Source organism: Rothia terrae (genome assembly GCF_012396615.1).
GTDB lineage: Bacteria > Actinomycetota > Actinomycetes > Actinomycetales > Micrococcaceae > Rothia > Rothia terrae.
In genome coordinates, this window is the sequence record NZ_JAAXPV010000007.1 from 1 (window position 1) to 26385 (window position 26385).

General features: G+C 50.4%; 24 protein-coding genes, 1 tRNA gene, 1 pseudogene and 1 riboswitch. Of the genes and pseudogenes, 13 read left to right on the plus strand and 13 right to left on the minus strand.

Annotated features, from left to right (window positions below):
- The first annotated feature begins 292 nt into the window (after positions 1-292).
- Together HF984_RS04965 and HF984_RS11910 are read left to right on the plus strand one after the other, a co-directional pair.
- Positions 293-652, plus strand: a complete 360-nt coding sequence (locus HF984_RS04965) for a hypothetical protein (RefSeq protein WP_168614582.1) — start codon at positions 293-295, stop codon at positions 650-652.
- 60 nt (positions 653-712) lie between these two features.
- Entirely contained in the window at positions 713-937 is a 225-nt protein-coding gene (locus tag HF984_RS11910) for a recombinase family protein (protein ID WP_168614583.1), read from the plus strand.
- Positions 938-1195: 258 nt separating this feature from the next.
- Here the strand turns inward: HF984_RS11910 and HF984_RS04975 are convergent, their stop codons facing one another.
- The 3 genes from HF984_RS04975 to HF984_RS04985 all read right to left on the minus strand — a co-directional run bounded on the left by HF984_RS04975 (position 1196) and on the right by HF984_RS04985 (position 3589).
- Entirely contained in the window at positions 1196-1825 is a 630-nt protein-coding gene (locus tag HF984_RS04975; protein ID WP_168614584.1) for a transposase family protein, read from the minus strand.
- Between the two features lie 184 nt (positions 1826-2009).
- Complete coding sequence (locus HF984_RS04980; protein ID WP_168614585.1) at positions 2010-2759, minus strand: hypothetical protein; 750 nt, start codon at positions 2757-2759, stop codon at positions 2010-2012.
- A 98-nt stretch (positions 2760-2857) separates the two neighbouring features.
- Positions 2858-3589 (minus strand): hypothetical protein, encoded by a 732-nt coding sequence (locus HF984_RS04985; protein WP_168614586.1) that lies wholly within the window; start codon positions 3587-3589, stop codon positions 2858-2860.
- 309 nt (positions 3590-3898) lie between these two features.
- Between HF984_RS04985 and HF984_RS04990 the strand changes: the two genes are divergently transcribed.
- The 3 genes from HF984_RS04990 to HF984_RS05000 all read left to right on the plus strand — a co-directional run bounded on the left by HF984_RS04990 (position 3899) and on the right by HF984_RS05000 (position 5827).
- On the plus strand, positions 3899-4558 hold the full coding sequence (locus HF984_RS04990; protein ID WP_168614587.1) for a hypothetical protein: 660 nt from the start codon (positions 3899-3901) through the stop codon (positions 4556-4558).
- Between the two features lie 53 nt (positions 4559-4611).
- The gene (locus tag HF984_RS04995; RefSeq protein WP_168614588.1) at positions 4612-4971 is read left to right on the plus strand and encodes a hypothetical protein; all 360 of its coding nucleotides are present in this window, start codon (positions 4612-4614) and stop codon (positions 4969-4971) included.
- Positions 4972-5212: 241 nt separating this feature from the next.
- Positions 5213-5827 (plus strand): tyrosine-type recombinase/integrase, encoded by a 615-nt coding sequence (locus HF984_RS05000; RefSeq protein ID WP_168614589.1) that lies wholly within the window; start codon positions 5213-5215, stop codon positions 5825-5827.
- 307 nt (positions 5828-6134) lie between these two features.
- Here the strand turns inward: HF984_RS05000 and HF984_RS05005 are convergent, their stop codons facing one another.
- Complete coding sequence (locus HF984_RS05005; protein ID WP_168614590.1) at positions 6135-7214, minus strand: alkene reductase; 1080 nt, start codon at positions 7212-7214, stop codon at positions 6135-6137.
- Between the two features lie 195 nt (positions 7215-7409).
- Positions 7410-8609, minus strand: coding sequence for a glutathione-independent formaldehyde dehydrogenase (locus HF984_RS05010; protein WP_168614591.1), 1200 nt, complete (start codon positions 8607-8609; stop codon positions 7410-7412).
- Positions 8610-8906: 297 nt separating this feature from the next.
- Between HF984_RS05010 and uvrA the strand changes: the two genes are divergently transcribed.
- The 6 genes and pseudogenes from uvrA to HF984_RS05040 all read left to right on the plus strand — a co-directional run bounded on the left by uvrA (position 8907) and on the right by HF984_RS05040 (position 15457).
- Positions 8907-11579 (plus strand): excinuclease ABC subunit UvrA, encoded by a 2673-nt coding sequence (gene uvrA / locus HF984_RS05015; protein WP_168614592.1) that lies wholly within the window; start codon positions 8907-8909, stop codon positions 11577-11579.
- 243 nt (positions 11580-11822) lie between these two features.
- Positions 11823-12359: a type 1 glutamine amidotransferase domain-containing protein gene (locus tag HF984_RS05020; protein WP_168614593.1), complete on the plus strand. Its 537-nt coding sequence runs from the start codon at positions 11823-11825 to the stop codon at positions 12357-12359.
- Positions 12360-12946: 587 nt separating this feature from the next.
- On the plus strand, positions 12947-13684 hold the full coding sequence (locus HF984_RS05025) for a hypothetical protein (protein WP_168614594.1): 738 nt from the start codon (positions 12947-12949) through the stop codon (positions 13682-13684).
- Between the two features lie 361 nt (positions 13685-14045).
- Positions 14046-14381 (plus strand): helix-turn-helix domain-containing protein, encoded by a 336-nt coding sequence (locus HF984_RS05030; protein ID WP_168614595.1) that lies wholly within the window; start codon positions 14046-14048, stop codon positions 14379-14381.
- 30 nt (positions 14382-14411) lie between these two features.
- Positions 14412-14675, plus strand: a pseudogene (locus HF984_RS11915) (transposase family protein); the annotation flags it as partial.
- Positions 14676-14962: 287 nt separating this feature from the next.
- Positions 14963-15457, plus strand: a complete 495-nt coding sequence (locus tag HF984_RS05040; protein WP_168614596.1) for a hypothetical protein — start codon at positions 14963-14965, stop codon at positions 15455-15457.
- Positions 15458-15900: 443 nt separating this feature from the next.
- On the opposite strand, the gene sucD is transcribed toward HF984_RS05040, so the two are convergent.
- The 4 genes from sucD to pcrA all read right to left on the minus strand — a co-directional run bounded on the left by sucD (position 15901) and on the right by pcrA (position 21789).
- Positions 15901-16818, minus strand: a complete 918-nt coding sequence (gene sucD / locus HF984_RS05045; RefSeq protein ID WP_168614597.1) for a succinate--CoA ligase subunit alpha — start codon at positions 16816-16818, stop codon at positions 15901-15903.
- A gap of 34 nt (positions 16819-16852) precedes the next feature.
- Positions 16853-18019 (minus strand): ADP-forming succinate--CoA ligase subunit beta, encoded by a 1167-nt coding sequence (gene sucC / locus HF984_RS05050; protein WP_168614598.1) that lies wholly within the window; start codon positions 18017-18019, stop codon positions 16853-16855.
- A 355-nt stretch (positions 18020-18374) separates the two neighbouring features.
- A complete protein-coding gene (locus tag HF984_RS05055; RefSeq protein ID WP_168614599.1) occupies positions 18375-18986 on the minus strand; it encodes an aminomethyltransferase family protein in 612 nt (203 codons plus the stop codon).
- A 103-nt stretch (positions 18987-19089) separates the two neighbouring features.
- On the minus strand, positions 19090-21789 hold the full coding sequence (pcrA, locus tag HF984_RS05060) for a DNA helicase PcrA (RefSeq protein WP_168614600.1): 2700 nt from the start codon (positions 21787-21789) through the stop codon (positions 19090-19092).
- Between the two features lie 89 nt (positions 21790-21878).
- On the opposite strand from pcrA, the gene HF984_RS05065 reads away from it, so the two are divergent.
- Entirely contained in the window at positions 21879-22547 is a 669-nt protein-coding gene (locus tag HF984_RS05065; protein ID WP_168614601.1) for a hypothetical protein, read from the plus strand.
- A 158-nt stretch (positions 22548-22705) separates the two neighbouring features.
- Here the strand turns inward: HF984_RS05065 and HF984_RS05070 are convergent.
- Positions 22706-22778 (minus strand) — tRNA-Arg (locus HF984_RS05070).
- Between the two features lie 200 nt (positions 22779-22978).
- On the opposite strand from HF984_RS05070, the gene HF984_RS05075 reads away from it, so the two are divergent.
- Positions 22979-23890: a DUF4031 domain-containing protein gene (locus tag HF984_RS05075; RefSeq protein ID WP_168614602.1), complete on the plus strand. Its 912-nt coding sequence runs from the start codon at positions 22979-22981 to the stop codon at positions 23888-23890.
- On the opposite strand, the gene HF984_RS05080 is transcribed toward HF984_RS05075, so the two are convergent.
- The 3 genes from HF984_RS05080 to HF984_RS05090 form a co-directional block, all read right to left on the minus strand.
- The gene (locus tag HF984_RS05080; RefSeq protein ID WP_168614603.1) at positions 23879-24115 is read right to left on the minus strand and encodes a hypothetical protein; all 237 of its coding nucleotides are present in this window, start codon (positions 24113-24115) and stop codon (positions 23879-23881) included. The two genes, HF984_RS05075 and HF984_RS05080, sit on opposite strands and share 12 nt — an antisense overlap.
- 249 nt (positions 24116-24364) lie before the next feature.
- The gene (locus HF984_RS05085) at positions 24365-24967 is read right to left on the minus strand and encodes a C40 family peptidase (RefSeq protein ID WP_168614604.1); all 603 of its coding nucleotides are present in this window, start codon (positions 24965-24967) and stop codon (positions 24365-24367) included.
- Between the two features lie 5 nt (positions 24968-24972).
- Positions 24973-25114: riboswitch (cyclic di-AMP (ydaO/yuaA leader) on the minus strand.
- Positions 25115-25636: 522 nt separating this feature from the next.
- Positions 25637-26329 (minus strand): iron-dependent transcriptional repressor DtxR, encoded by a 693-nt coding sequence (locus HF984_RS05090; RefSeq protein ID WP_168614605.1) that lies wholly within the window; start codon positions 26327-26329, stop codon positions 25637-25639.
- Between the last annotated feature and the right edge of the window lie 56 nt (positions 26330-26385).

The window sequence follows — 26385 nt, forward strand, 5'->3', positions numbered from 1 at the left end:
AGTGCTGGTGGTCTTCCGCCTGGTTTTGCCCAGGTGATATGAGAGGTGAGGGCTGTCAGTAGCGTGGTGAATTGCTGAGGTGTGAGCCCTGTTGTACGCTGGTGGAGCAACGGTTCTTCCGGTATGGTTTGAGGTTATTTGTAGTGATTTAATCCTCTTATTTTTGCCGCTGGTGGGGCCGTTGTCTAGTTGGTGGGGTGTGGGTGTGTTCCTACTTTTGAATAAGCCTCGTTGTCTTTTGGTGGGGTGGGGTTGCCCCTCCCTTATGAATAAGCCTCCTTGGGGAATAAGAATGAAAGCATCATTCTCGATTTTACTAGGACTATTAGGATGTGGTGTTCTAGCAATTATCTCAGCGGGGTTTGCAGATAGTGCGGTTGAGAGGTTAGTCGGGGGACTTCTAGCTCTAGTAGTGTATGCAATTTGTATCATGATTGCAGGTGGAATCATGGATGAACATCAAGTTAGTACAGCTACTCTAACTAAATATTTAGTTGAAGCTGAAAATCCAACACAAGTGAGAGAGATTATTGAGAGAGCTTTAGATGGCGAAAAATTTGCTGTAAAGCAAAAAAGAGAGGGCGATAAATTATTTAAGCGATATTACCCTAGAGAGATAACATTAGGTTCGCAAAACTCGTCACATCAATAAGTTAAAACCGCACTCCACCACCTAATAAGCAGACCAACGCGAGAGATGAGGGCCAATGACATGAAAGTAGGTTATATTCGCGTTTCGGCCTATGAACAAAAAGAATACCTTCAAACACAAAGAGAGCAGTTAACCGCGCACGGGTACAAAAGACTTTTTCACGAAATTGCTTCAGGCGCCAAATCTAAACGTTCTCAACTTCAAGCTGCTTTGGAATACGCACGCGAAAACGACACTATAGTCGTCACTCGTCTCGACAGACGCCGTAGACTCTGTTACCCCTAGGAGAGAAGGTCCCTTCCATCCTACTGCTCCAGTATTACTTGGGGATCAGATGGCTTCCCTCTACCGAGAAAATTGGAGAAAGAAATAGAGGGAAATCATCACACCGAGGCTTATTCAAAAGTCCTCCCAGCCGCATAAAACACCAAACCCCGCACCAGAAGAAAACACCCGCCGATACAAACTCAACGGCCGCCTAAACCCCGAATAAAGAACCCGCCAGGTCTTCACTTGAGCGATAACCCGCTCCACCACAGCCCGTCATCTATTGATAATGCGATTATTATCCTTGACACCCTGAGGCACTTTCACACCAGGCTTACGCCTGGTCGGGGTTGCTAACCCCAGGCCTATATAGCCCTTATCGGCCAGAGTCGAGGAATCCAGTAGCTGATCTAGCCCGTGAGCTGTGAAAGCATGAGCATCATGCCTTGCCCCGGGTAGCGGGTCAGTGATGACTAGGAGCCTGCCATCGAGGGTGCAGATGACTTGGTGGTTGAAACCGGTTCGTTTATGTTTGCCCGAAAAATTTGTTTTTCCTAGTGAACGCCAGTTCCAGGTGGGTACAAGAGTTGCATCGACAACCAAAGAACCTGGTACATCCAGGCTCATTTTCAAAGGCTGTTCTAGAGGTTTGAAGACCTTTGCAAGCGCCTTTTCGATAGTGTTGATGGTTCGTGAGATGGTAGGTTGCGAGACGGTGAAGATTTCAGCAAGTAGCTCTTCGGTGAGGTTGTGTCGGTGGTAGAGCAGAGTGGTTTTGAGTGCCTGAGCTGGAGTGAGGGCTGGTGGTCTTCCTCCTGGTTTACCCCAGATGAGTTGGTTGGTCAGGGTTGTCAGTAGTGTGGCAAATTGCGTGGCGGTTAGGCCGGTTGTACGCTGGTGGTGCAACGGTTCTTCTTGGTGCGGTTTGAGAATATTTGTGGTTATTTATCCTCAAGGTTGCCGCTATGGTGGGGCCGTTGTCTAGTTGGTGGGTGTGAGGTGTGTGCATACTTTTGAATAAGCCTCACCGCCAAAACAACAATGGCGTAGGCGAAGAGTGCTTGCTACTGGAGATATCTTCAGCTAGTGCTTATCTCGAACACCACTTCCTGACAGCCTCAGCAAATTCTCCCAGACCTGAATGAACAGCTGCTATAACATCACACAACTCCTGAACCGCAGCTTTCCTCCACTTGTACTGCCACGCGTTCTCTTGCCAATAAAAAGCTTCAAGACTGCCACTCACACCATTGTTATGGGTCCAATGATCAGCATCTGCTCTGATACCCACACTGCGCATCTTTTCGGTGCTTAGCTTTTGTTCCGGAGCCAGCCACAAATATTTCACCGCATCGTTATCCACTTTTTCCGGGTCTAGCCAGCACCCATTGGTGTAACAAATTACTTGGTTACTGTAATGGGGGTGCTCGCCCGTAGGGCAATTAACATAATTAATCTGAGCGTTTCCCTTAAGCTCAACGGCTCCGATGAGTTCATCTTGCTCACTATCAAGATTAGTACGCGTAAGCGCAATATCAGGGCGACGCTGCGTAGATTTTCCGCTAGTAACTTCTGAACCAAGCAAACCTGAAACGAATGGTTCTGCACTTGAAATCTCTCGTAACCGATAGGCATATCGAGCTGATTTCTTTACCCCCATCTTTTGACAGAAGAAGTTAATAGTAACCTCCTCAAGATCCCCAAAGAAGGCGCACATAGCTGCAGAGATATCTCCTTCAAGCATTGTTTCGTTTTCCCACCGTGACCAGCAAGATACAGACCATCCTTTGACGTAGCCCTCAAAGAAATAATCCTCATTTTTGAAGATTGAAGTATCCATTATCGTTTTCTTTCAATAATTATTTTTAATGCGCAGGTCCCCTCATAAAAAGTGCACATTAGGAAGGGACCTAAAGATTCTCGGGTAGTAGTAAGTTCTTAAAGAATGTTTCCCTGAGCATCAAAGCTGAGCATTCGATGAGACTCGTGGCCATTCGGCAGAAGAACTGGAGCATGCTTATTCCATTCTTCCGCTTTTACTTCAGCAAACGGCTCACAAACACAATCCTGCAAATTGTGACGGTGTTTCGAATGTCCTAAAGGCATCACAGCGACAACATCTTTTGAGGTCGGGCTGGCAAAAGCATAAAATTCACCTCCCTCAATTTTCACGATTGAACGATAAGCTACAGACTTTTCCTGCGAAAGACTTACATCGGATACCGGCTCAAACTCTGATTGCGGCATAGTATTCAGTTCACTCAAAATATCTGCACGTTCTTCAGTCCAATATGAAGTCTGCGCCTCTTCAGTCTGAGCATAAGCATCCAATGATTCCTTGAGCACATCAACTGCAGGAAGAATTTGAATATTAGTTCCTTCTTTCAAACTGGGACACAAGATTACTAGTGCTTCAACTTTACGAACGCGAGCAGCATACAAAAGAGCTCGGATATCTTGAATCTGTTTTTCGTTCCACCGACGTGAAGGGTTCAGAGATTTGGTGATACGGATGCCCAGGTAATTTTTACGATTTTTTTGGTCTGTAATCGACAGCAGATTTTCGCAATCAATATCAGAATTCGGCAAGGTGTTCTGACGTACCACAGAGTATCCGTGAGGGAGGCAAAGAGCGTTAATTTTACGTGCAGATGATGCATTGACAGCCATGATTTTATCTTTCGTTTTTGTTTTTCTTAGTCGTTCGAACAAGTTAAACAATACACAACGTAAATATATTATGCAACGCAAAGATAATTTTTTTTCATCTAGTTTTGTACATATTTCAAGAGTAACCACACCTGACTAGGGTGAATGATTCGAAAAATATTTTTAGAATTTTTTCACCCCAACCAGGAATGAAGTAGAGGCAGGTGAAAACCCATGAAGCCCTTTATGTAAGTACATGGAAATATTTTTACTAATCATTATTTGTGATATGATGATATTGGATAGTAAAAATTTTGCAGAAGGAATATCATGGCTAGTTACGACGATGAGGGGTACGCTTTCCCTCCCCAGCAAACCCCCAGTTACCTGTCTCTTTCGCAGTTCATCACGCTGTGTAATCAGGGATTAGAGGAGCACGAAAAGCTCAATCGCAAAGCAGCTGAAGGCATTGCTCTTTCAGGTGTCCTCGATAAGTTTTCAGGGATTGATGGAAGCGTGACTTTAGACCTTAAAGGTCGACTACAAATAGCACCCGAAGCGGTAGTGCCTCTTCAACGGGTTGAGAAAGTTGATCTTGAAAAGTACCACCAGGTTCATGGTGATCAGGACATCCTGAATGTACGAGTCCGTCCTGCGCGAACGGTGGATTCAGATGATGGGGAACGTAAATATATGGGTTGGCATGCCAAGCTCACCGATGAAGAGGCGCGTTTAGGTGTAACTCGCTGGTGGTCTAAGCCTTACCGAGAAGACATTACAAATATGCCATTTTTAGCTACCATCAATGGTTTTGTAGTCTACAGCGGAGTCATCCGAGATATCGAAAAAACCATGCTGGGCTTAGTCGCTTTCGATGTTTGCACTGATGAAGCAGATGCTGAGCTCGGTGAGCAAGTGCGGCATATCCGCGAGAGTTTCCTTTATAAGCGCGTTGACTCTCCACGAGGTGGAAACATCGCTTACCTCTAAAGCCCTATAAAAATAACCATGACTAGTTCAAAGGAGTTTCTCAGATGAGAATCATGGGAATTCTTATCCCCGAAGACAACACACAACCACCACGTCTTGTGGATGCGGGGGATTATGCAGAAAACATCAAAGAGGTACTAGAGGTAAGGTCATTTGATATGACGGTGCTACCGGGACGAACCCTTTCTCTTTATTTCGATGCAGAAGGCGCTTACAAGGTAGGTGCTGTAATGAATGAGCGTGCTAGCACATTTTTTTACCAAGAAAGCAACCGCCTAGCTGGAGTATCTGAAGTATCCGAAACTTTACCTCGTGAAGCCATGATTTTCGGCCCGGTATTAGTTTTAGGCGGTCCTGATTCTCAGGGGTTAGATACCTCTGTAGGTGCGGAATACATCGAAAGAATCATCTAATTTTAGTGAATGTCCGCACTCGAATTACCAAAGGTGCACAGCAGATAGGTCGCCCTTTGCATAAGTGGCTTGGACCTCGACAGGTGTCTTAAATTCAAAGTAAGTTTGAGGCACCTATTTTAGTTTAATTTCTGGTCCATAATGCATGTTATGTATCATAAAATGGGTTCAGCGGGCCTAGCTACTGTTTTTCGGTGGCATGGGTCTCGAAAACGTGTTTTGCCCAGAAAGTGTCTCGTGAATGCCCAGCGAACTTGAGATAATCACCAGTGAATCATCAGAGTTGATAGAAACTGACTCAACCCTGCCCAATTTCGTGAAATACCGTGAGCACATCACCTCCTGGGCCCTCTCCTACGCCTCAGCCAACACTCAACAGGCCTACCTGAATGACCTGAAGATATTCTGCGCCTTTCTCGACGAAGCACGCGCTGATCTCTTGCAGGTGCGGCGCACCCACCTGGATGTGTTCTCCCGAGTCCACGAAAAGTACACCGATTCGAATGCATCGGTGGCCAGGCGCCTAGCTGCCATCTCAGCTTTCTACCGATTCCTCTTGCTGGATGAGGTGATTGACAAATCCCCCGCTGACTATATCCGCAGACCACCGGTTGACCCAGATTTCACCGCCACCCAAGCCCTCACCCAACGCGAAGCCCTACGGTTGCTCGATACAGCAACCGAGCACTCCCTGCGTGCTCAGACACTGGTGGATTTGTTGCTGAGCACGGGTCTGCGCATCAGCGAAGCCTTAAATATTAGGGAATCCGACATATCGCAGGGGCGTCTACTCATCACCCGCAAAGGTGGTAAAAATCAGCGGTCTACCTACCCGAGCATACGCTGCGGAACCTGAGGGATCTGACTCGGGCAACAGGGTTAAGAGCAGAGACTCAAGAAAATGGTGGGGTCTCTTATTACATTTGTTCGCTGTACCCAGTCCAAGCTGCTGACGCCACATTCCTCTGCACAGGTAGCCCGGGAGATTCTCCAAGCCCAGAGAATGATTACAACGGCGTAGCCTACAAAAGAAAATAAAAAGATAGCCCCCTGCCGTGCTACAAGACAGGGGGCTATTCATATCAAAAGGTGGAAGCAAATAGAAAGTCCACTCCCTCAATAAAATTAGAGAAAGTACACGGACTATCTATCCATTCAGCAAGTTATTCCTGACCTGCCATAGGGTAATCAATGTAACCATGAGGACCCGGGGTATAGAAGGTATCCGAATCTATAGGATTCAACGGAAGATCATTCTTCCAACGGTAAGAAAGATCCGGATTAGCAATAATCTCGCGCCCAACCGCTACCCCATCAGCCAGGTCATCCTCCACGATATGACGAGCCTCGTCCAATTCGGTCTCCGTACCAAAACCTGTATTGAGAATCATAAAACCGCCAAAAGACTCCCGCAAAAAGGCAACGAGGTCGCTCTCCGCGTCCTGATACAAAACGGAGAGATAAGCGATATTCAAATCAGCGATGCCGTCTAGTAAAGCCTTATAAGTAGCCCGTACGTCATTTTCATCCTCTTCCATGCAACCTTGGATGTTATGCATAGGTGAAATACGCAGGCCCAGCCGGTCAGCTCCAATTTCATCTGCAATAGAGCGAATAACTTCGATAGCTAAACGAGCACGATTTTCGGGGCTCCCACCATACTCATCTGTACGGTGATTGGAACTGGGGGCAAGGAACTGATGAAGAAGGTAACCGTTGGCTCCGTGCACTTCAACCCCATCCATACCTGCGTCAATGGCACGTCGAGCGCCTTCAGTAAATTTTCTCACGACCCGCTCAATGCCCTCGCTATCGAGAGCTACAGGAGTAGGTACCTCTTCTCGCCCTTCTGCACCATGCAGAGTAACGCCTGGAGCAATTGCGCTAGAAGATTCACCCTGGTCGAATCCGTTAATGGAGGGAAGAGTGAGACGGCCTCCATGCATAATCTGCATAACGATCTCGCTACCCTGTTCATGAACAGCCTGGGCAACTTTACGCCATCCTTCTTGTTGTTCGGCAGTGGCGATGCCGGGCTGCCCCAAAAATGCACGGTTGATGTCTTCAAAGAATGTACCCTCGGTAACAATCAAACCGTTGTCTGCCCGCTGTTTGTAATATTCGATGTGCATATCGGTAGGAATACCGTCTTGAGCCGCGCGTGAGCGTGTCAAGGGTGCCATAATAATACGGTTATTGAGGTGGATCGCACCTACCTGGGCAGAATCAAAAAGACCCGTCATTCTTCTCTTACTTTCGGTAGAAAATATCGTCTAACTGGATGTACAACACAGATTCGGGAAAAAATATTTCCCCTGCGGTATTAAAATTTCCCCACAGATTAATCGGGCCCTCTCAAGGCCCTTCTCATTCACAGAAAAAAGGGAGGGAATCGGTCAAACCAATCCCCTCCCCCTAATTCTTCTCGGAGAATTTATTTACTTAGCGGTAGGAATGCTACCGTGCGGATCAATAACATACTTCAATGATGAACCCTTATCGAAGTCCGCGTATGCCTGAGGTGCCTCATCAAGGCTAATGACCTTGATGTTGAGCATATCTGAAAGATAAGGCATACGATCCCACAGAATCGACATCATCAATTCACGGTTGTAATGCATAACCGGTGCCTGACCACCGGCAATACGAGGCGATTTAATCCAAGCATCACCGAAGTTGAGAGAGTAAACACCCTCACGCTCAGCAGGAACAGGAGAAATAGGGTTAGCACCATAAACACCGATGATGCCGGTTGCTCCACCGGGGCGGGTTGCATCCAGAACCTGATTGATAGCGTAAGACGATTTGGTCTTCTCAGCTTCTTCGCCCAGACCGTGTGCTTCGTTGCCTACATAGTCAACTGCGCAGTCAACATAGGGAGTGCCAAGGATAGCTTCAATCGCATCATTGATGGAGTCAACCTTGGAAAGGTTGATGGTCTCGCAACCATTCTGGCGAACCAGTTCCAAACGATCCTCATAGTAATCACCCACGATGATGCAAGATGCGCCCATGAGGCGAGCAGCAGCAGCACCACAGCGACCTACCGGACCAGCACCTGCAATATAGACAGTAGAACCAGGCTTCACACCTGCTTCGACCAGACCATGGTAAGCAGTGGGCAAAATATCGGAAAGCACTGCAAGGTCTAGAATTTTCTCCATTGCCTGATCCCTGTCAGGGAAACGAAGAAGCTGGAAGTCAGCGTAGGGCACGAACATGTATTCTGCCTGGCCGCCTGCGAAGCCACCAAGGTTGAAACCGTAGGCTGCACAGGAAACCTCAGGGTTAGTAGTTTCGCAAACCTCGGTGCGTCCGTTGCGGCAGTTGCGGCAACGACCACACGCTACGTTAAAGGGTACAGAAACGATGTCACCGGGCTTGAGGAACTCAACATCTGAACCGACTTCTACAACTTCACCGGTCATTTCATGGCCCATCACCATACCTTCGGGTACAGGGAAGGAGCCACGGTAGATGTGCAAGTCACTGCCACAGATATTGGTAGCAATCAGCTTGACGATAACGCCATGGGGGGCTTTTTTGCCGTTAGGCATTTCTAGCTTGGGGAAGTCAAGGGTATCCACGCGCATATCTTTGACGCCGTGGAATACTACTGCGCGATTTTTATCTGCCATGATTTTTCCTCACTGCTTTCTTCTTTGAGGAAGCTCTTAGGGTTGAAGCTAAAACTCTTGACGAGGAATAGTCCCTCAGAAGAGGGAGTGTTTTATTCATCTCAAGGGGCTTTTAGCTTCTTCGTAAGCTTAGCAGAGGGGAGGGTAAAACAAGATCTTCACCTACCCATTGAAAGAGAACAAAAAATCGTTGTTACGAATCGACGGGGATAGGCAGTAAAGTTGCAAACGACAAGAAATCACACCGATTTTGAGGCTCCCTGCGCCTTACACAGAAGCGATTGGTCAGATTTATCTATGAGCTATTTACACGAACGCGTCACAGACAACGAAACTCACATTCAACCAGATGTTCGAGTACTGGGAGCACGCCAGAACAACCTGCAAAACGTCGATCTTTCTGTACCGCGCGATGCTCTCGTCGTTTTCACCGGTGTCTCGGGATCGGGGAAATCCTCTCTTGCCTTTGGAACTCTCTATGCAGAATCACAGCGCCGTTATCTAGAGTCGGTAGCACCCTATGCCCGCCGTCTTATCGATCAGGCAGGAGTGCCCGACGTCGACTCCATTACCGGGATGCCTCCAGCCGTAGCCCTACAGCAACAGCGAGGTGGACAAAACTCACGATCGACCGTTGGTAGCATCACTACCATCTCAAGTCTGGTTCGTATGTTGTTTTCACGCGCCGGTCAATATCCAGAGCATCAGAGCATGCTCTATGCTGAGGATTTCTCTGCCAACACACCGCAGGGTGCATGCCCTCAATGCTATGGAATTGGCAGAGTCTATGAAGTTCCCGAAGATCGCATGGTTCCCGATCCCACCAAGACCATCCGTGAACGGGCCATAGCTTCTTGGCCTACCGCCTGGCACGGGCATCAACTTCGAGACGTTTTAGTGGCACTTGGCTACGATGTGGACGTCCCTTGGAAAGATCTTCCGAAAAAAGATCGCGACTGGATTCTTTATACGGACGAAACCCCGCACGTACCGGTCTACTCGCGAATGACACTTGCCGAAGCTCAAGCAGCCAAAAAAGCAGGTGCTGAGCCTTCTTACAGCGGCACCTATGTGGGCGCAAAACGCTATGTACTGGATACTTTTGCCAACACTAAAAGTGCCTCCATGAAGCGCAAGGTGGCGCAGTTTCTCACATCCATCCCGTGCCCAGCCTGCCACGGTAAACGCATCAAATCAGAGGCTCTCTCCGTCACCTTTGCAGGGTTAGATATAGCTGATTTCTCCCACCTGCCTCTCCATGAGCTAACCAGTCTTCTTGAAAAAGCTGTTGAAGATGCTTCCCGCAAAATACCCCTAAATGCAAGGGAGGAAGAAGCGCTGGGGCAAGGCTTGCACCAAAAAACGGGAGAAGAAGCTACAGAGCCCGGCACTCCCGCAAATGGACTTACCACTGAGATAGAACCGGAAGCTCTTAAGGCTCCCCCTCAGCCTACTGAAAAACTCGCCGCTACCTCTCGGCTGGCCACTGGCCTCATTGAGCGTCTTCGCCCCATTATTGACCTCGGCTTAGGCTATCTTTCTCTCGATCGGATGACCCCCACCCTTTCCGGGGGCGAACTGCAACGGTTGCGCTTAGCTACTCAGCTGACCTCTGAACTTTTTGGTGTGGTCTACGTATTAGATGAACCCTCTGCTGGGCTTCACCCTCAAGACACCCGTGCTCTTCTAGGCGTTCTTGACGGGCTCAAAGCACGAGGAAATAGTTTGTTTGTGGTGGAGCATTCTATTGAAGTAATGAAACATGCTGACTGGATTGTGGATGTAGGGCCAGGAGCTGGAGAACATGGTGGTCGAGTTCTTTACAGCGGTGAAGTTGATGGTTTAGCGTACGTCCAGGAATCTCTTACACGCGGTTACCTCTTTGGAGACAGTGGGCTCGCGCCACATACTCCGCGGAAACCCGAGCAGTGGATAAAACTTTCTGGAGTGAGCCGAAATAATCTCCATAACGTAGATGTACAAATTCCTCTAGGTATTCTCACTGTGGTCACAGGTGTTTCAGGTTCGGGGAAATCTAGCTTAGTCAGCCAGTGCCTACCTCAACTGGTAGGGCATCGCCTAGGTAAAACGGCGCAGGTAGATGAATCACCCGTTGAGGGAGATGAAATTCTAAGGGCCGAGCAGACCCCCGAAACGAGGGGAACTGTTGAAGGTGATTTCAGCGGGATACGCCGCGTGGTTGCCATCGATCAGAAACCTATTGGGCGAACACCTCGTTCAAATATTGCAACCTACACAGGGCTCTTTGACCATGTACGCCGTCGTTTTGCCGATACCGCTGAGGCCAAACGCCGGGGATACAAACCAGGCAGATTCTCCTTTAATGTAGCGGGCGGACGCTGCCCCACCTGCGAAGGTGAAGGGTCAGTGATGGTAGAGCTACTCTTCTTGCCATCGGTCTATACAAAATGCCCTGATTGCCACGGCACTCGTTATCAGTCGAGCACTTTGGAAATTTTGTGGCGAGGTAAGAACGTGTCAGAAGTTTTGGAATTGAGTGTGGACGAAGCCTTGGAGTTTTTTGAGGGAGAGTTCGATATTATGCGTTCATTGACTGCGCTGAGTGATGTTGGATTGGGTTATCTGCGTTTGGGGCAGCCTGCTACAGAGTTATCTGGTGGTGAGGCTCAACGAGTCAAACTTGCCTCTGAATTGCAGAGGGCTCAACGGGGCGACACTCTCTATGTACTGGATGAGCCCACTACAGGTTTACATTGCTCTGATGCAGACCGCTTGATGTCTCATCTTCAGACCTTAGTGGATTCCGGTAACACGGTAGTGATGGTTGAGCTTGATATGCGAATTATTGCAACGGCAGATTATGTGATAGACATGGGCCCTGGCGCAGGAGATGACGGGGGTCAGGTTGTTGCCGCTGGCACCCCATCGCAGGTGGCGACTTCAGCAAAAAGTGTTTCTGCACCATTTTTAGCGGCGGCCTTGAAGTAAGAATGTATTCATGGTTTGGAAGAGTTATTTATAATCCTTCTAAATTAAGTAACGCATTGAACTTTATGGGCTACCTTTCGCCCTCCCTCCCCCGGCTCATCTGGTGATCTTATAGGGGGGGGTAGCATCTTTTGATCGCGGTAGACCGATTCGGTAACTTCGAAAGAATTTTGTAGATATTCATCTCTCCACTACAGTTAGAACAGTAAGTTTTCTTAGTATCACTAGATTCAAGGAGTAACCATGGCTGACCTCAGCAATAAAAAAGTTCTTATTCTCGCTAGCCAGGGCGTAGAGCAGATTGAACTTACCTCACCCCGTGATGCACTCAAGGACGCCGGCGCGCAGGTTTCACTAGCAGCCCCTCAAGGCAAAGAATTCCAGGGCATGAACGGCGACTGGGAGAAAGCAGATACTTTCACCCCTGACCTCGCATTGGCAGACGTTAACGTTGAGGACTTCGATGCGCTTGTTCTCGCCGGCGGTACCCTCAACGCCGATGCAATGCGTATCAACCCTGAGGCTCGCTCCATTACCGTTCAGTTCTTTGAGGCAGAGAAGCCCGTTGCGGCAATCTGCCATGCACCCTGGTTGCTCATCGATTCCAAGAAGGTTGAAGGCAAAAAGCTAACCTCCTACACTTCGGTGAAGCTGGACCTTCAAAACGCTGGTGCCGAATGGGTTGATGAAGAAGTTGTGGAAGACGGCAATCTCATTACCAGCCGTAACCCCGGCGATCTTGAGGCTTTCAACAAGGCGATTATCGCGAAGTTGAGCTAATTCCTGAATGATAAGCCAGAACTTTCCTTGTTGATATCGCTTCTACGGTTGCGAGGACAGTAATGTCAAGCCCCGAGCGCACTGATACATGTGCCTCGGGGCTTGACTTATTCACCTGACGCTCAGTGCGTTTGAACTCCATAACGGAGTAGTTCGGTAGGCTTGGGAAAGAAAACACCGTCTCTTCAAAGATCGACGGGTGCCGGACAATCTGTATGCAAAACCCGCCAGGTTTTATTCTGGGCAACGTTCCGCTGAACCATCGAATGCAATCTGTTAATCCGATGATTATCCTATTTCACCGCAACTCTCATCTTCGCTGAGGCCTTCCGTTTTAGTCGGAGCCAGCAGCCTCAACCCGTAGTATGCTTTCTCTGCCAGCCCCAGCTGGGAGGGTGACTTTGAGGGCTTCAATCAAAACGAATAAGCCTCATATTTTTGAATTTAATGAACAATAATCCATTCAAAAGTAGATTTAATCATTTTTATTATTTAGACTGTCGCAGTAAGCTAACAGATTCTACCCGCACTCGCAGGTAACTTCCTTCAGCATCCCTCATCCCCCTCCCCGAAGAATAGGAATACCTATGTCCCCCTCCCTTACCCGTCGCCAGGTTGCCAAAGGCGCTGTCTGGGCAACTCCCGTTGTTGTTACTACCGCTGCGGTTCCTGCCTATGCGGCTTCTAAGGACATATGTGCCTTGGATGCAGGAGCGTCGCTTGCCACGGGCTTTGAGTATGGCGAGAAAATTGTCGATGCAAACACTAACCGCACCACTGAGTACTTCACTCTGGATAGAGGTGGCATGGATGTTTATGGTCTTGATGCGGATGAAACCGTCACTTCCCTTTCAGTTACTCTTAGCGTTGAAAATGCTAACTCCACCCGCACTGCAGGAAATAATCAAGGTTTTGATGATCCTACACAAAATACAGTAAATGTTGACGATTCTGGTTTGGGACCGGGTTGGACCCAGACAAGTGCAGCTCGCGCCCGCACCACTACCATCAATCTAGAAGATGGAGGAACAACCACTCGCAATATGTGGTCTGTAACTTTTACCAATGATCCACTCTCCAGCGGTTCATATTCAACTGATGCTAACGGTTGCAAGACATTTGTTTCTAGCGACATCGTTACCCGAACTGCAGGATACGCGCTCCAATACCCTAATATGGTGGCATACTCTGGAGACCCTGGAAATCTCATTGTGAGTCAGGTTGTTACCTACACAGCGACAACCTCAAAGGGTAATACCATTGTTTACCAAGAATACATTCTCAATAATGATTCTATCCATGGGGTAGTCAAAAATATTACTTAAAGGTGAGGCCAACTTCTGAAAGCGCAGGAAATTCTGGTAGACCATACCTGGCGTTCTGGGCGAACAGAGTAACCTAAGCTTTGGAACTTTATGGATTCCATCACCCATGCACACCATCTAAGCCGTCTACTGACTTTTATATTGAGATGCACGAGAGCCCTATTAAGGAAATCTCGTGCATCTTCATATTTTAAGATTAAAACCATTTATAGTTATAGAAAAATCCTGGAGACGATCATTGAGGCTTATTCAAAAGTATGCACACACCCCACACCCACCAACTAGACAACGGCCCCACCAGTGGCAAAAAATTGAGGATAAATAACCACAAATACTCTCAACACCGCACCAAGAAGAACCGTTGCACCACCAGCGTACAACCGGCCTAACCGCCACGCAATTTGCCACACTACTGACAACCCTGACCAACCAACTCATCTGGGGTAAACCAAGAGGAAGACCACCAGCCCTCACTCCAGCTCAGACACTCAAAACCACTCTGCTCTACCACCGACACAACCTCACCGAAGAGCTACTTGCTGAAATCTTCACCGTCTCGCAACCTACCATCTCACGAACCATCAACACTATCGAAAAGGCGCTTGCAAAGGTCTTCAAACCTCTAGAACAGCCTTTGAAAATGAGCCTGGATGTACCAGCTTCTTTGGTTGTCGATGCAACTCTTGTACCCACCTAGAACTGGCGTTCACTAGGAAAAACAAATTTTTCGGGCAAACATAAACGAACCGGTTTCAACCACCAAGTCATCTGCACCCTCGATGGCAGGCTCCTAGTCATCACTGACCCGCTACCCGGGGCAAGGCATGATGCTCATGCTTTCACAGCTCACGGGCTAGATCAGCTACTGGATTCCTCGACTCTGGCCGATAAGGGCTATATAGGCCTGGGGCTAGCAACCCCGACCAGGCGTAAGCCTGGTGTGAAAGTGCCTCAGGGTGTCAAGGATAATAATCGCATTATCAATAGATGACGGGCTGTGGTGGAGCGGGTTATCGCTCAAGTGAAGACCTGGCGGGTTCTTTATTCGAGGTTTAGACGGCCGTTGAGTTTGTATCGGCAGGTGTTTTCTTCTGGTGCGGGGTCTGGTGTTTTATGCGGCTGGGAGGACTTTTGAATAAGCCTCTTTGGTTTTTATGATTTTTGTGCACGAGATCCTGGTTTTTCGAACTATTAGCGTATGTGAATTAGTGGCAAGGAAAATATGGGTCACTGTAGTTCACTGGCGCTTTCCCCCGCACTAGAAAAATTAGGGAAATAATGAGCTCACACATTTCACGCCGTTCGCTCGCGAAGGGCGTCGCCGGGGCAACCCCGGCAGTAATGGCGACGGCGGCGGTGCCGGCGTATGCGTCTTGGCCCAAGGACTACACTTTTACGGCATCTTGGTTCTCTGAATACGAAACTTTCAACAATGGGCAGTGTGATATCGGCTCTGGTTATGTTGATTATTTTACTTTTTACACTGATGCTAGTTTCAACGGCGAAGCACCCGGATTTGGCGTAACTGAGCTTAATAATTCTCCCACTACCGGAGTAACTCTGAATAATGTTCAGATGCAGGTAGCGTTTCCTGCAAACCTAATTACCCGTTTGACCGTAGTTCAGGGAGACTACACGGTTTCAGGTCCGACAACTATTACGATGCCTGGGGCACCTTATAACCAGTACGATGTCTTCACTTTCACCTTCACAGGGCAAAACACCGGCACAACTTCCCCCACAAACACAACTTGGCCGGGCTCTAACTTGTAACCGACGTAAGTTACTACAATGACGTCTGTGTGCCGAACGGCGGCGAAAGCTACTACATCCGCTATACCGGTAGCTTCACAACAGATAACGGTGTAACCGTGGTTGGTTAGAAACCAGCTTCATATAGTCATCTATTACCTAATATAGGCGGGGCGTTTCTTTAGGGCGACGCCCCGTTTTTGTGTGTAAAGACTTCCTGCGAAGCTAGCGGGCGTCGTAGCCAACTGGCTCGGGGTTGGCGTTTAAGGGGAAGTTGGCGCACGGCGTCCGCTAGCGCGCCCTCACCCACGAACCTAAAAACCAGCATCCGCATTCTAAAGCAGGATTAGCGCCGTAGAATTACAGCAAACAACCCACAGCAATGTTTTAGAGTAAAGCAATACAAAAAGGTGGGGCGCCCTCTTGACGAGGACGCCCCACCTTTTCGCTGTGTAGAAGCTGGTTTACTTAGCTGCGAAGATGTCGCGCATGAGCTGAGCTGCTTCTGACGGGGTCTTGCCGACCTTCACGCCTGCTGCTTCGAGAGCTTCCTTCTTAGCGGCTGCGGTACCTGATGAGCCTGAGACGATTGCGCCTGCGTGACCCATGGTCTTGCCTTCGGGAGCGGTGAAGCCTGCAACGTAGCCGACAACGGGCTTGGTGACGTTTGCCTTGATGAACTCTGCTGCGCGTTCCTCAGCGTCGCCACCGATTTCACCGATCATGACGATGGCTTCAGTTTCAGGGTCAGCTTCGAATGCTTCGAGAGCGTCGATGTGGGTGGTGCCGATGACGGGGTCACCGCCGATGCCGATTGCGGTGGTGAATCCGATGTCACGCAGTTCGAACATCATCTGGTAGGTCAGGGTACCTGACTTTGAGACCAGACCAATCTTGCCCTTGCCGGTGATGTTGCCGGGGGTGATGCCTACGTTGGCTTCGCCGGGGGTGATGATACCGGGGCAGTTGGGTCCGATGATGCGGGTAATCTGCTTGCCGTTAGCGTCGACCTTTGACTTTGCGTGTGCCCAGAATTCAGCTGAATCCTGTACGGGAATGCCTTCGGTGATGACTACTACCAGGGGAACTTCAGCGTCGATAGCTTCGATGACTGCGTCCTTGGTGAATGCCGGCGGAACGAAAACGATGGAGACGTTCGCACCGGTCTTTTCTACAGCTTCTGATACTGAACCGAAGACGTCCAGCTCTACTTCTTGGCCGTCCTTGTTGGTGTGGGTAACAGTGGTGCCAGCCTTGCGTGCGTTCACGCCACCAACAATGTTGGTGCCGTATGCGAGCATGCGTGCGGTGTGCTTTGAGCCTTCGCCGCCGGTGATGCCCTGAACGATGACCTTTGAGTCTTTGTTCAAAAAGATAGACATAGTTTTTACCTTCTAAAAATATCTAACGGCGGTCTTATGCGGTGTGAGCCAGTTCAGCTGCCTTGTCGGCACCTGAGTCCATGGTCTCTGCCTGGTGTACCAGCGGGTGGTTAGCTTCGTTGAGGATCTTGCGGCCTTCTTCAACGTTGTTGCCGTCGAGGCGTACGACGAGGGGCTTGGTTGCCTTGTCGCCCAAGATTTCAAGAGCCTTGATGATACCGTTTGCTACAGCGTCGCATGCGGTGATGCCGCCGAAGACGTTGACGAATACAGACTTGACCTGCTCGTCGTTGAGGATGATGTCGAGGCCTGCTGCCATGACTTCAGCTGATGCGCCGCCGCCGATGTCGAGGAAGTTTGCGGGCTTGACGTTGCCGTGGTTTTCGCCCGCGTATGCAACAACGTCGAGGGTGGACATGACCAGACCTGCGCCGTTACCGATGATGCCGACTTCACCGTCGAGCTTGACGTAGTTGAGGTCGTTTTCCTTAGCCTTAGCTTCGAGCGGGTTCTCAGCTGACTTGTCAACGAGAGCTTCGTGCTCTGACTGGCGGAATTCTGCGTTGTCGTCGAGTGAGACCTTGCCGTCGAGTGCGAGGATCGTGCCGTCGCCGGTCTTGACCAGCGGGTTGACCTCAACGAGGGTTGCGTCTTCCTTGTCGTAGACTTCGCCGAGCTTAACCAGAACAGCTGCGACGTCGTCCTGGATGTCTGCGGGGAAGCCAGCAGCCTCAACGATTTCCTTAGCCTTAGCCTCGTTCAGGCCTTCAGCGGGGTTTACCTCTACCTTAGCGAGTGCTTCAGGACGCTCAGCTGCGAGGGTCTCGATGTCCATGCCGCCTTCGACGGAGCACATTGCGAGGTAGGTACGGTTTGAGCGGTCGAGCAGGATTGAGAAGTAGTATTCTTCAGCGATGTCAGCGCCCTGGGCGATCATGACGCGCTTTACGGTGTGGCCCTTGATGTCCATACCGAGGATCTGCTGTGCATATTCAAAAGCCTCATCGGCGGTCTTTGCGACCTTGACGCCGCCAGCCTTACCGCGTCCGCCAACCTTGACCTGAGCCTTGACGACGGTGACGCCGCCAATCTTCTCAGCAGCTGCCTTCGCTTCTTCGGGAGTAGTGGCCACGATGCCCTGAAGCACGGGTACGCCGTGCTTCTCGAAGAGATCGCGTGCCTGGTATTCAAACAGGTCCACAGGTTTTGTCCTTCTTCTTCGAAGTTCATGCTCGGGGGCGTCCCAAGCTTCTTACCTTGAAGCACACTGGCATCTCTCGCGAGAGCGAGAGCTGAAGCACAGTGTGATTCTCCACAGCCCACTTTAGCTGATATGAGCGATGACACCCTAACTCGCTGGCGAAAAAGATGAAATATAGTGCCACAAAGTAAATATGCGCTTGCAATGTGTGGGCAGGACGCGAGTAAAGCCGATGTGCGGTCGCCCCTGTACCCCTGATTTTCCGGGAAAGTAGATAAAGAAAAACCCGGCGCATCTGAGAATGATCAGTCTTAAACTCAGTTGTGCCGGGTTCTGGAATTATTTTCTTTGTAAACTAAGAACGGTAGTCCTCAATCGCGTCGAGCATATTAATGACGAAAGGCGCGGTATCAGATTTACGGGGCACCATCAGGTACTCCTGCTTGCTCAGCTTCCACAGCATCAGCGCAGAATCACCTACGCGCACGCGAAAAGCCATGCCGGGCTCAAAATACTTGGGCGATGCGTCCTCGAAAGTTGCATTCGCATCCAGCACCTTGGGCGCGCCAGAACCACTGAGGTTAATGACCGCACGGTTAGCGGAAACGTCCACCACAAAACCATCGTGGTTACCAAGAGCGGTATCAAGAGCTCGCCCCAGCTTAATCGGATCTACACGGCTGACCACCAAAAATACGTGAGGTTCTACATTCAAAGTAGCAACCACCTGGCGGGTACCGTACAGAATTTCCTGCGCCAAAGCATCACCATTGACTTCGCCACTGTAGCGAGGGAATTCAGTGCCCAGCACCTTCGTCATTCGCTGAGCGCCCTCAGAATCGGGGTCGATCTCAATGCGAAACAAGGTGAGATCTGTAATCTCGCTGATTTGGACTGTGGTATCTGTAGCCGCGTCCATCGCCTCAGAAAATTCGTCAGCCGGCGATGCTACTGCGTCTTCATGCATAAATTTCACCTATGTATGTCATGGGCTTTACTATCAGCGCCCTTGCTAATGACTAACGATTATATGTGAAGAGTTAATTTATTTCTTCGCTTCACAGAAATAGCTAGATTTTAGTAAGCGGCGCGTAGCGAAGCATCAGACGCTTCTCGTCGGTGCCAAATCGTGCTTTAGCAACCGTCTTATCGCCGCTACCTTCCACAGCAATAATGGTGCCTTCGCCGAATTTCGCATGCTTGACTTTGTCACCCACTGACAGCGCAGGAATCTCTTTGTTCTGCTGAACACGGGAGACGTTCTTTGTTGCGGCTTTAAAGCCAGAGACGTCGGCAGTGCTGCTGCGACCAAAACGGTCACCGCGTTCTTCGGTGCCGTAGGACGCGTACGATGACTTCACTCCCCCGCTAAAGCGATCGGTGTAGACGGAGTTACCGTAACCGCCAGAGAAACCGGTTGAGCTCCAGCCTCCTGACTGGGCACCACCGCGCCGCTTCCATTCAATGAGTTCTTCGGGAATCTCTTCGATAAATGGTGAGGGCGGGTTGTACTGGCTCTTGCCCCACATAGACCGCATCTCGGCGCGCGTAATGTAGAGGCGTTCCATCGCGCGCGTCAGCCCCACGTAGGCCAGGCGGCGCTCTTCGCTCATCTCGCTATCATCGGTCAGTGCGCGCTGATGCGGGAAGAGCCCGTGTTCAAGACCGGTCAAGAAGACCACGGGGAACTCTAGTCCCTTCGCGGTATGCAAGGTCATCAAAGTAATCACACCCTGCGAGCGCGCCTCAGCAACTTCCGCCGCAATCTGCGCAGCGGTGGGGCCTTCGCCGTCCTCCCCTACCTTGGGTTTGTTAGGGATCTGGTCAGCGTCGGCGACCAGCGCAACGTGTTCGAGGAAGTCTTCAAGACCTGCTTCTGGGTTATCGGTCTGGAACTCACGTACCGCTTCGACCAACTCGGAGAGGTTTTCCACGCGTGATTCGTCCTGAATATCGTTGGATTCCCGCAGTGCTTGCAGGTAGCCGGTCTGCTCCAGTACTGCTTCAAGGCAGGTGGCGGCATCCTCGGTTTCAGCAATCTGCGCGAGATCGTCGATGAGCTGAACAAAACCGACGATTTTTTTAGCTCCTGCAGCGCCCAGCCCGGGAATATCGGTAGCTGCTCGCGCCGCAGTCATAAATGAGGTGCGCTCACGGGATGCATAATCAGCAACAACACCCTCAGATTTAGCACCAATACCGCGTTTAGGTTCGTTGAGGATGCGGCGCACGTTGATATCGTCGTCAGGGTTCACAAGTACGCGCAGGTAGCTCAGAGCGTCCTTGATTTCCTTACGTTCGTAGAAGCGTGTGCCGCCCACGACGCGGTAGGGCAGGCCCACCTTCATAAGAGCTTCTTCAAGTGTTCGTGACTGCGCGTTAGTGCGGTAAAAGACCGCGATATCGCCGGGCAGTGTCTCGTGTTCATCGCGCAGACGGTCGATTTCTTGAGCAATATAGCGGGCTTCAAGGTACTCAGAATCAGCTACGTAACCGGTAATTTTTGCGCCGTCGCCGGACGCCGTCCACAGTTTTTTGGGTCGACGATCCTTGTTGCGCTCAATCACCGCGTTGGCTGCGCTCAAAATATTCTGTGTTGACCGGTAGTTCTGTTCCAGCAAAATGGTGCGAGCGTTCTTGTAGTCGCTCTCGAAGTCGGTGATATTGCGAATATCTGCACCGCGGAAGGCATAAATGGACTGGTCAGAGTCACCCACAACGGTGAGTTCTGCAGGTTCAACGACGCCAGGGTACGGGCCTTGCTCATCGTTGCGGCGATGCGCGCCCACCAGTTCGCGAACCAGCGCGTACTGTGCGTGGTTGGTGTCCTGGTACTCGTCCACCAGAATATGGCGGAAGCGGCGGCGGTAGTATTCAGCGACCTGCGGGAATGCTCGCAAGAGGTGCACGGTCTGCGCAATCAAATCGTCGAAGTCCAAAGAATTAGCTGCGCGCAAACGAGCAGTGTAATCCGTGTACACCTTTGAAATCGCCGATTCCCACGGGTTAGATTCGCTGACCTGCATGGCGTACTGATCAGCAGAAACCAGCTCATTCTTCAACCCGGAGATCTTGTTGGCAATAGAACGCGGTGCGAACTTCTTAGAATCCAAGTTATGTTGCTTAGCGATCAAGGTGATCAGGCGCAGTGAATCAGCGGAGTCATAAATCGAGAATGTTGTTTTAAGACCCAGAGTTTTAGCTTCACGACGCAACACTCGCACACAGAAAGAGTGGAAGGTAGAAATCCACATATGCTGAGCGCGCGGCCCCACCAGTTGCTGAATACGTTCACGCATCTCAGCAGCCGCCTTATTCGTAAAGGTGATCGCAAGAATCTGCCCCTGATGCGCGCGTCCAGTTGCCAGAAGATAGGCAATACGGTGGGTCAGGACGCGGGTTTTGCCCGAGCCCGCACCCGCAACAATAAGCAGGGGCGAACCAGCATGAATGACGGCCTCTTTCTGCTGCTCGTTCAGCCCTTCCGTTAAACGCGCAGCAGACGGGGCGACGGACGGCTCAGCAAACTCCTCGTGACGCCCTACCTGGTAGCTGGGCGGCATAAAGTCAGAGAACGCATCATCTAGCGCAACAATATCAGCCGGCACCTCAAGATTGGGCGTCGGCTCCTGCTCATACGCAGCGTCCGGCGCGGTAGCATCGTAGAAAGGGTCGTACGGCGGCTCTTCTACAGGCACCGAATCGCCAGCGGGCTGGCGCGAGTTCTGTGAACGGGCGGGCATAAAGTCATCGTCAAACAAGTGATCCATCGTTATTCCAGTGTAAACCGAAGATGTGTTCGAACGTTAGACTTCACTCTCAGCGTGCACTCACGGTGAAATTGACGATAATAGAAAGCATGGGTCTCTCTAAAGGTCAAAAAGAACGTCTGTACGGCAAAGACAAAACGCACGCCCCGGTTGATTCGCATCCTACTCCCCCGGCTGCACGCGCCTCTCGCTACCCCAGCGGCCAGCTATATGCAGAGCCCACCAAATCCTCATCCAATATGTACCTGTACGTGGCGCTTGCCGTCGCGGTGCTTTTAGGCGCTTACAACTATTTTTGGTTGCTCCCGCAGTTCTCTAACTTTGCGGGCAACACCGTCCCCGAGCTCATGTTCACTTTTGGACGCGACCACGTTGCTGCCTTTGCCAACAACATTGGCCCCGATTACCTCGAGCAGTACAAGGCATACCACCGCGTATCAGCCCTTGTCTTCCCGGTACTCTTCGCTGGAACATGGGTATGCTTCATCTTCGCGGCACACCTACGCGCTAAGGCACGCAACCTGTACCTCATCATTCCCGTGCTATTTGCCCTGGTATACATCATCGGCGGTTTTGTGCTCAACGCAGCTGTCACCAACCCCAACAGCGGTGCTGTAGCACTCGCATCCTTGCTCGTTACCTTGCGCTGGGTTCTCTTTTTCGCGATGCTCGCCCAGTTGCTCTACCTTGCAGTGCGACTGGTACGCGGCAAAGTAGATGCGTTCTCCCGCGGCGAGCTACCCGAACAGCGACGCTAGGTGGTTGCCCTACCTGCGTCCTATACATATCCGCCGAGATCCTGATTTATCGACGAGATCCTGTTTTAAATCAGGATTTCGTCGATAAATCAGGATCTCGGCGTTAGAGGGAGGGCAACAAAAACCCACCTACTGACAAAAGCAGGTGGGTTTATTAGTGCCCTCGAATGGATTCGAACCATCGACACCCGCTTTAGGAGAGCGGTGCTCTATCCCCTGAGCTACGAGGGCTTATATTTTATTTTTACTCCCCCGTCATAGCCTCAGGGGATTACTCGCTTGCGCTCGCTTCTACACCTCAATTTTTATCTCCTCGCACGCTCGGAAAATTGACGCGTAGCTGAGCTACGAGTGCTTATCTTTTTCAAGACTCTCACCAGTATATGTGTTTTCATTTTTTCACCCAAACCAGGTGTGAAAAACTATAAAGTATGGCTATTTTGATTGATCCCCCGGCGTGGCCGGCTCACGGACGCCTGTTCTCGCACATGGTGTCAGACACCAGTTACGCTGAGTTGCACGCTTTCGCGCGGAATCACTCAATCTCGCTCAGGGCTTTCGATCGCGACCACTACGATGTACCCGATGACCTTTACAACCGGCTGGTCTCCGGTGGAGCGACCCCGGTAACCGGTGGTGAGCTAACCCGCGCTCTTATCGCATCCGGGCTACGAGTACCGTTGAAGGAGCGCCCGGAGAAGATTCGAAACACTCTGCTCCGTCAGTGGAACGAGTATTTTCCTTACTTCACTGATTTAGGAGAGCATCTTCTAGAGCAGTGGGAACAGCCTCATCGTGCCTACCATAACAGCGCGCACCTGCTTGAAATGCTGACTGTTCTAGAGAAACTTACACCCCTTACCGCAGAGCTAGTTCTGGCGACGTGGCTTCACGATATCGTGTACGACGCGCAACCCGGTAAAGATGAAGAAGCGTCAGCTCGTTTTGCCCGAGATGTGGGTGCGCCTCTTATCCATCAGGACGCGATTTCCCAGCAACAGATGGACGCGGTTGCAGGGCTCATAGAGGCAACCGCCGCTCATACTGTTGACCAGTTGCCGCCTGAAATCGCTCAGGCCTTTTCATCTCACGAGGTCCACGCATTTTTTGATGCCGATATGGCAATCCTCGGCGCAAAGACTCCGAGGTACGACCGCTATAGCGCGGGCGTCCGCCAAGAGTTTTCTCATTTCAGCGATGAAGATTTTAGGCGTGGTCGCAAACAGTTTCTTGCGGATGCGACCCAGCGTGAGCAGCTTTTTTATACAGAAAAAGCGCGCCGGCTCTTTGAGGAGCAAGCGCGCGATAACATGCGTCGAGAACTACAAAGTCTATACTTGTGAGCGATGGTCCTTGGTCTTTTTCTTGAAAGCTATGCGTGAGGCAATAAGACCAATCACCACGCCAAGACCACCGACAATGGATACCCACATGGCAGCGTGACCAAGCGGAATAGCAACGAGCAATCCGATAATGATTCCGGGGATGGCACCGGCAATCATGCCGATTGCCATGTACTTGAATTCTTCGTCAGAGCTGGATGTGGGAGATTCAAACTGTGTAGGCATACAACTGATTCTACCCACCCCGAACCTCGGATGCTTTGCATGTTCGCTGTTGAGACAAAAGGGCATAAAAAATGCGGCCCGTGCTGGTCGTACTGGGGCCGCATCCATCGATAAATTATCGATCAGCAATTTCAAGACGCATCACCGTCAAGAAATCAAGTTTTAGGTGAGAAGCTCAGATAACGCTTATAAAGACCAGAACGCTATGCAAGCTCAACTTATTATCGCTGTACTCTCAAAAATTAAGTCTTAGAGACCTGCGGTGTAGTAACCGTCAACGGGCATGAAGCCGCCGCCGTCAACTGAAGTCAGCTGGGTGCCCTGACCGGGGTTGAGAGCTGAGATCATCTGACCGTTACCAACGTAGATACCTACGTGGGCGTAACCGTTGGTGAATACGATGTCACCGGGCTGGGGGTTTGAGGTGGGGGTGAGCTGGTCTTTCATAGTGTATGTGTAAGAATCTACGTTAACACCGCTACGAGCAAGAACGTTAGCAACGAAGCCTGAGCAATCCCAAGCCTTGTAGGAGTCACCGCCCCAAACATATGCGCCACCGATACCGTCATACGCCGCTGCAACCACAGCTGCACGTGAACCTTCAACGTTCTTGATTTCCTGTGACTGAGGCTTTACAGATGAAGTTGAAGCAAGCTGCTGTGAACCGTTGTCGTATGAGTAGCTGAACTCGGTGGTAGCTGAGTCAAAGCTTGATAGTGAAGGTGCTGAGTAAGTGGTGTTTACCGCAGCGGGTGCTGCCTCTGCGTATGCGTTAGCGGGGAGTGCTGAGCCTGCAACTGCTGCGGTTGCGATTGCCGCGATTGACGCGTTGCGTACAGTCTTTGAAGCCATTTTAGTTTTCCTCCAGTGCCTAACGAGGTGAGCTGTCGGGTTCGAGTAGGAAGTCACTCGGTTGCGTAGTGCAACTTAACCCCAAGGGCTTTGATGTGAAGCCCAAAATTTGGTTCCCCCGCTTCTGCCAAGCAGTGTTTTATGAATGAGACCCTGATTGCTGCGAACAGTGGCAGAACTAGGCGTGCTGTTCTCAGGGGTGCCGATCCGACCAGTGATTGGCACAGAAGAAGACATTACACACGTTTTTAGGAATTGTCACGTTTTGGTCACGAAAATATAAATTCTAGATAAATCCACCGGCGGGCGATGAGGATTTTAAGTGATGTGATACATTTTTACCTTGAAAAGCAACTAGCGAAAAGAGCTTCTGACTAGCATCTTTACAAAAAGCATCATAAATAAGCACCCTTCATACCTATTTTAAGCAAGCTTAATCACACTCATGAGATTCGTCGCCCAGAGACTACTTAAAACAGTCCTATCGTCCCCTTTAAGGTGTCTATACCTCATAAAGTCACGATTAGGTAACGGAGCATATACGGTCTCGCACTCCGATTCGCCGCCCTTTGGATAAAGCATTCAACGCCGGTTTTCTTTAAAACAACAACCCGCCTGCCTACCGCAGACGGGTTGCCCAGATAAAACTTTATAAAAATACGTAGCGCCCTAGTGACGCTTGACCACAATCGAATCAGCAATCTCTTCGATAAGCTCCAGCCCGGACTGCTGCCCTTCAGCCGTAACTCGCACTCCGCGAGGCGTCGGAAGAATTGATACTTCAGCACCGTAGACGATTCCAGCCGCCGCTAGCTTACCCAGCAAGTCCATATCGGTCTGTACAAACTCTGAGAGACGAGAAATAGTAAAGCGATCATCCTCATCTGAGTCTTTAGCGGCAATAGTCATTGACACGGTCCGCGTATCATTGCGTTCGCTACTGTCCCCTAGATCTTCAAGACCGGGGATCGCGTTACCGTACGGCGAATACTTGGGGTTATCGAGTAGCTCGAGCAGGCGACGCTCTACTCGCTCGCTCATTACATGCTCCCACCTGCAGGCTTCGTCGTGAATATATTCAAATTCAAGCCCGATAACGTCCGACAGTAGGCGCTCAGCTAGGCGGTGCTTACGCATCACTTCAACAGCCTTGTGACGACCGTCCTTGGTCAACTGCAAAGAACGATCTTTAGCGACCTCAACCAACCCGTGACGCTCCATGCGCGCAACAGTCTGCGAAACAGTGGGTCCAGAATGGTCCAGGCGCTCAGCAATGCGAGCGCGCATAGGCACAATTTCTTCTTCTTCAAGTTCAAGAATCGTGCGCAAGTACATTTCAGTAGTATCAATAAGATCTGTCATGTCTGTGCTCTCTTATCCAGATACGTGCACCGGCACGTGGGGTTTCTTTAGATATT

Bases quoted from the DNA above. Each gene is read 5' to 3' on its own strand.
- HF984_RS04965 (WP_168614582.1), top strand. From the start codon at position 293: ATGAAAGCATCATTCTCGATTTTACTAGGACTATTAGGATGTGGTGTT.
- HF984_RS11910 (WP_168614583.1), top strand. From the start codon at position 713: ATGAAAGTAGGTTATATTCGCGTTTCGGCCTATGAACAAAAAGAATAC.
- HF984_RS04980 (WP_168614585.1), bottom strand. From the start codon at position 2,759: ATGGATACTTCAATCTTCAAAAATGAGGATTATTTCTTTGAGGGCTAC.
- HF984_RS04985 (WP_168614586.1), bottom strand. From the start codon at position 3,589: ATGGCTGTCAATGCATCATCTGCACGTAAAATTAACGCTCTTTGCCTC.
- HF984_RS04990 (WP_168614587.1), top strand. From the start codon at position 3,899: ATGGCTAGTTACGACGATGAGGGGTACGCTTTCCCTCCCCAGCAAACC.
- HF984_RS04995 (WP_168614588.1), top strand. From the start codon at position 4,612: ATGGGAATTCTTATCCCCGAAGACAACACACAACCACCACGTCTTGTG.
- HF984_RS05000 (WP_168614589.1), top strand. From the start codon at position 5,213: ATGCCCAGCGAACTTGAGATAATCACCAGTGAATCATCAGAGTTGATA.
- HF984_RS05005 (WP_168614590.1), bottom strand. From the start codon at position 7,214: ATGACGGGTCTTTTTGATTCTGCCCAGGTAGGTGCGATCCACCTCAAT.
- HF984_RS05010 (WP_168614591.1), bottom strand. From the start codon at position 8,609: ATGGCAGATAAAAATCGCGCAGTAGTATTCCACGGCGTCAAAGATATG.
- uvrA (WP_168614592.1), top strand. From the start codon at position 8,907: ATGAGCTATTTACACGAACGCGTCACAGACAACGAAACTCACATTCAA.
- HF984_RS05020 (WP_168614593.1), top strand. From the start codon at position 11,823: ATGGCTGACCTCAGCAATAAAAAAGTTCTTATTCTCGCTAGCCAGGGC.
- HF984_RS05025 (WP_168614594.1), top strand. From the start codon at position 12,947: ATGTCCCCCTCCCTTACCCGTCGCCAGGTTGCCAAAGGCGCTGTCTGG.
- HF984_RS05040 (WP_168614596.1), top strand. From the start codon at position 14,963: ATGAGCTCACACATTTCACGCCGTTCGCTCGCGAAGGGCGTCGCCGGG.
- sucD (WP_168614597.1), bottom strand. From the start codon at position 16,818: ATGTCTATCTTTTTGAACAAAGACTCAAAGGTCATCGTTCAGGGCATC.
- HF984_RS05055 (WP_168614599.1), bottom strand. From the start codon at position 18,986: ATGCATGAAGACGCAGTAGCATCGCCGGCTGACGAATTTTCTGAGGCG.
- pcrA (WP_168614600.1), bottom strand. From the start codon at position 21,789: ATGGATCACTTGTTTGACGATGACTTTATGCCCGCCCGTTCACAGAAC.
- HF984_RS05065 (WP_168614601.1), top strand. From the start codon at position 21,879: ATGGGTCTCTCTAAAGGTCAAAAAGAACGTCTGTACGGCAAAGACAAA.
- HF984_RS05075 (WP_168614602.1), top strand. From the start codon at position 22,979: ATGGCTATTTTGATTGATCCCCCGGCGTGGCCGGCTCACGGACGCCTG.
- HF984_RS05080 (WP_168614603.1), bottom strand. From the start codon at position 24,115: ATGCCTACACAGTTTGAATCTCCCACATCCAGCTCTGACGAAGAATTC.
- HF984_RS05085 (WP_168614604.1), bottom strand. From the start codon at position 24,967: ATGGCTTCAAAGACTGTACGCAACGCGTCAATCGCGGCAATCGCAACC.
- HF984_RS05090 (WP_168614605.1), bottom strand. From the start codon at position 26,329: ATGACAGATCTTATTGATACTACTGAAATGTACTTGCGCACGATTCTT.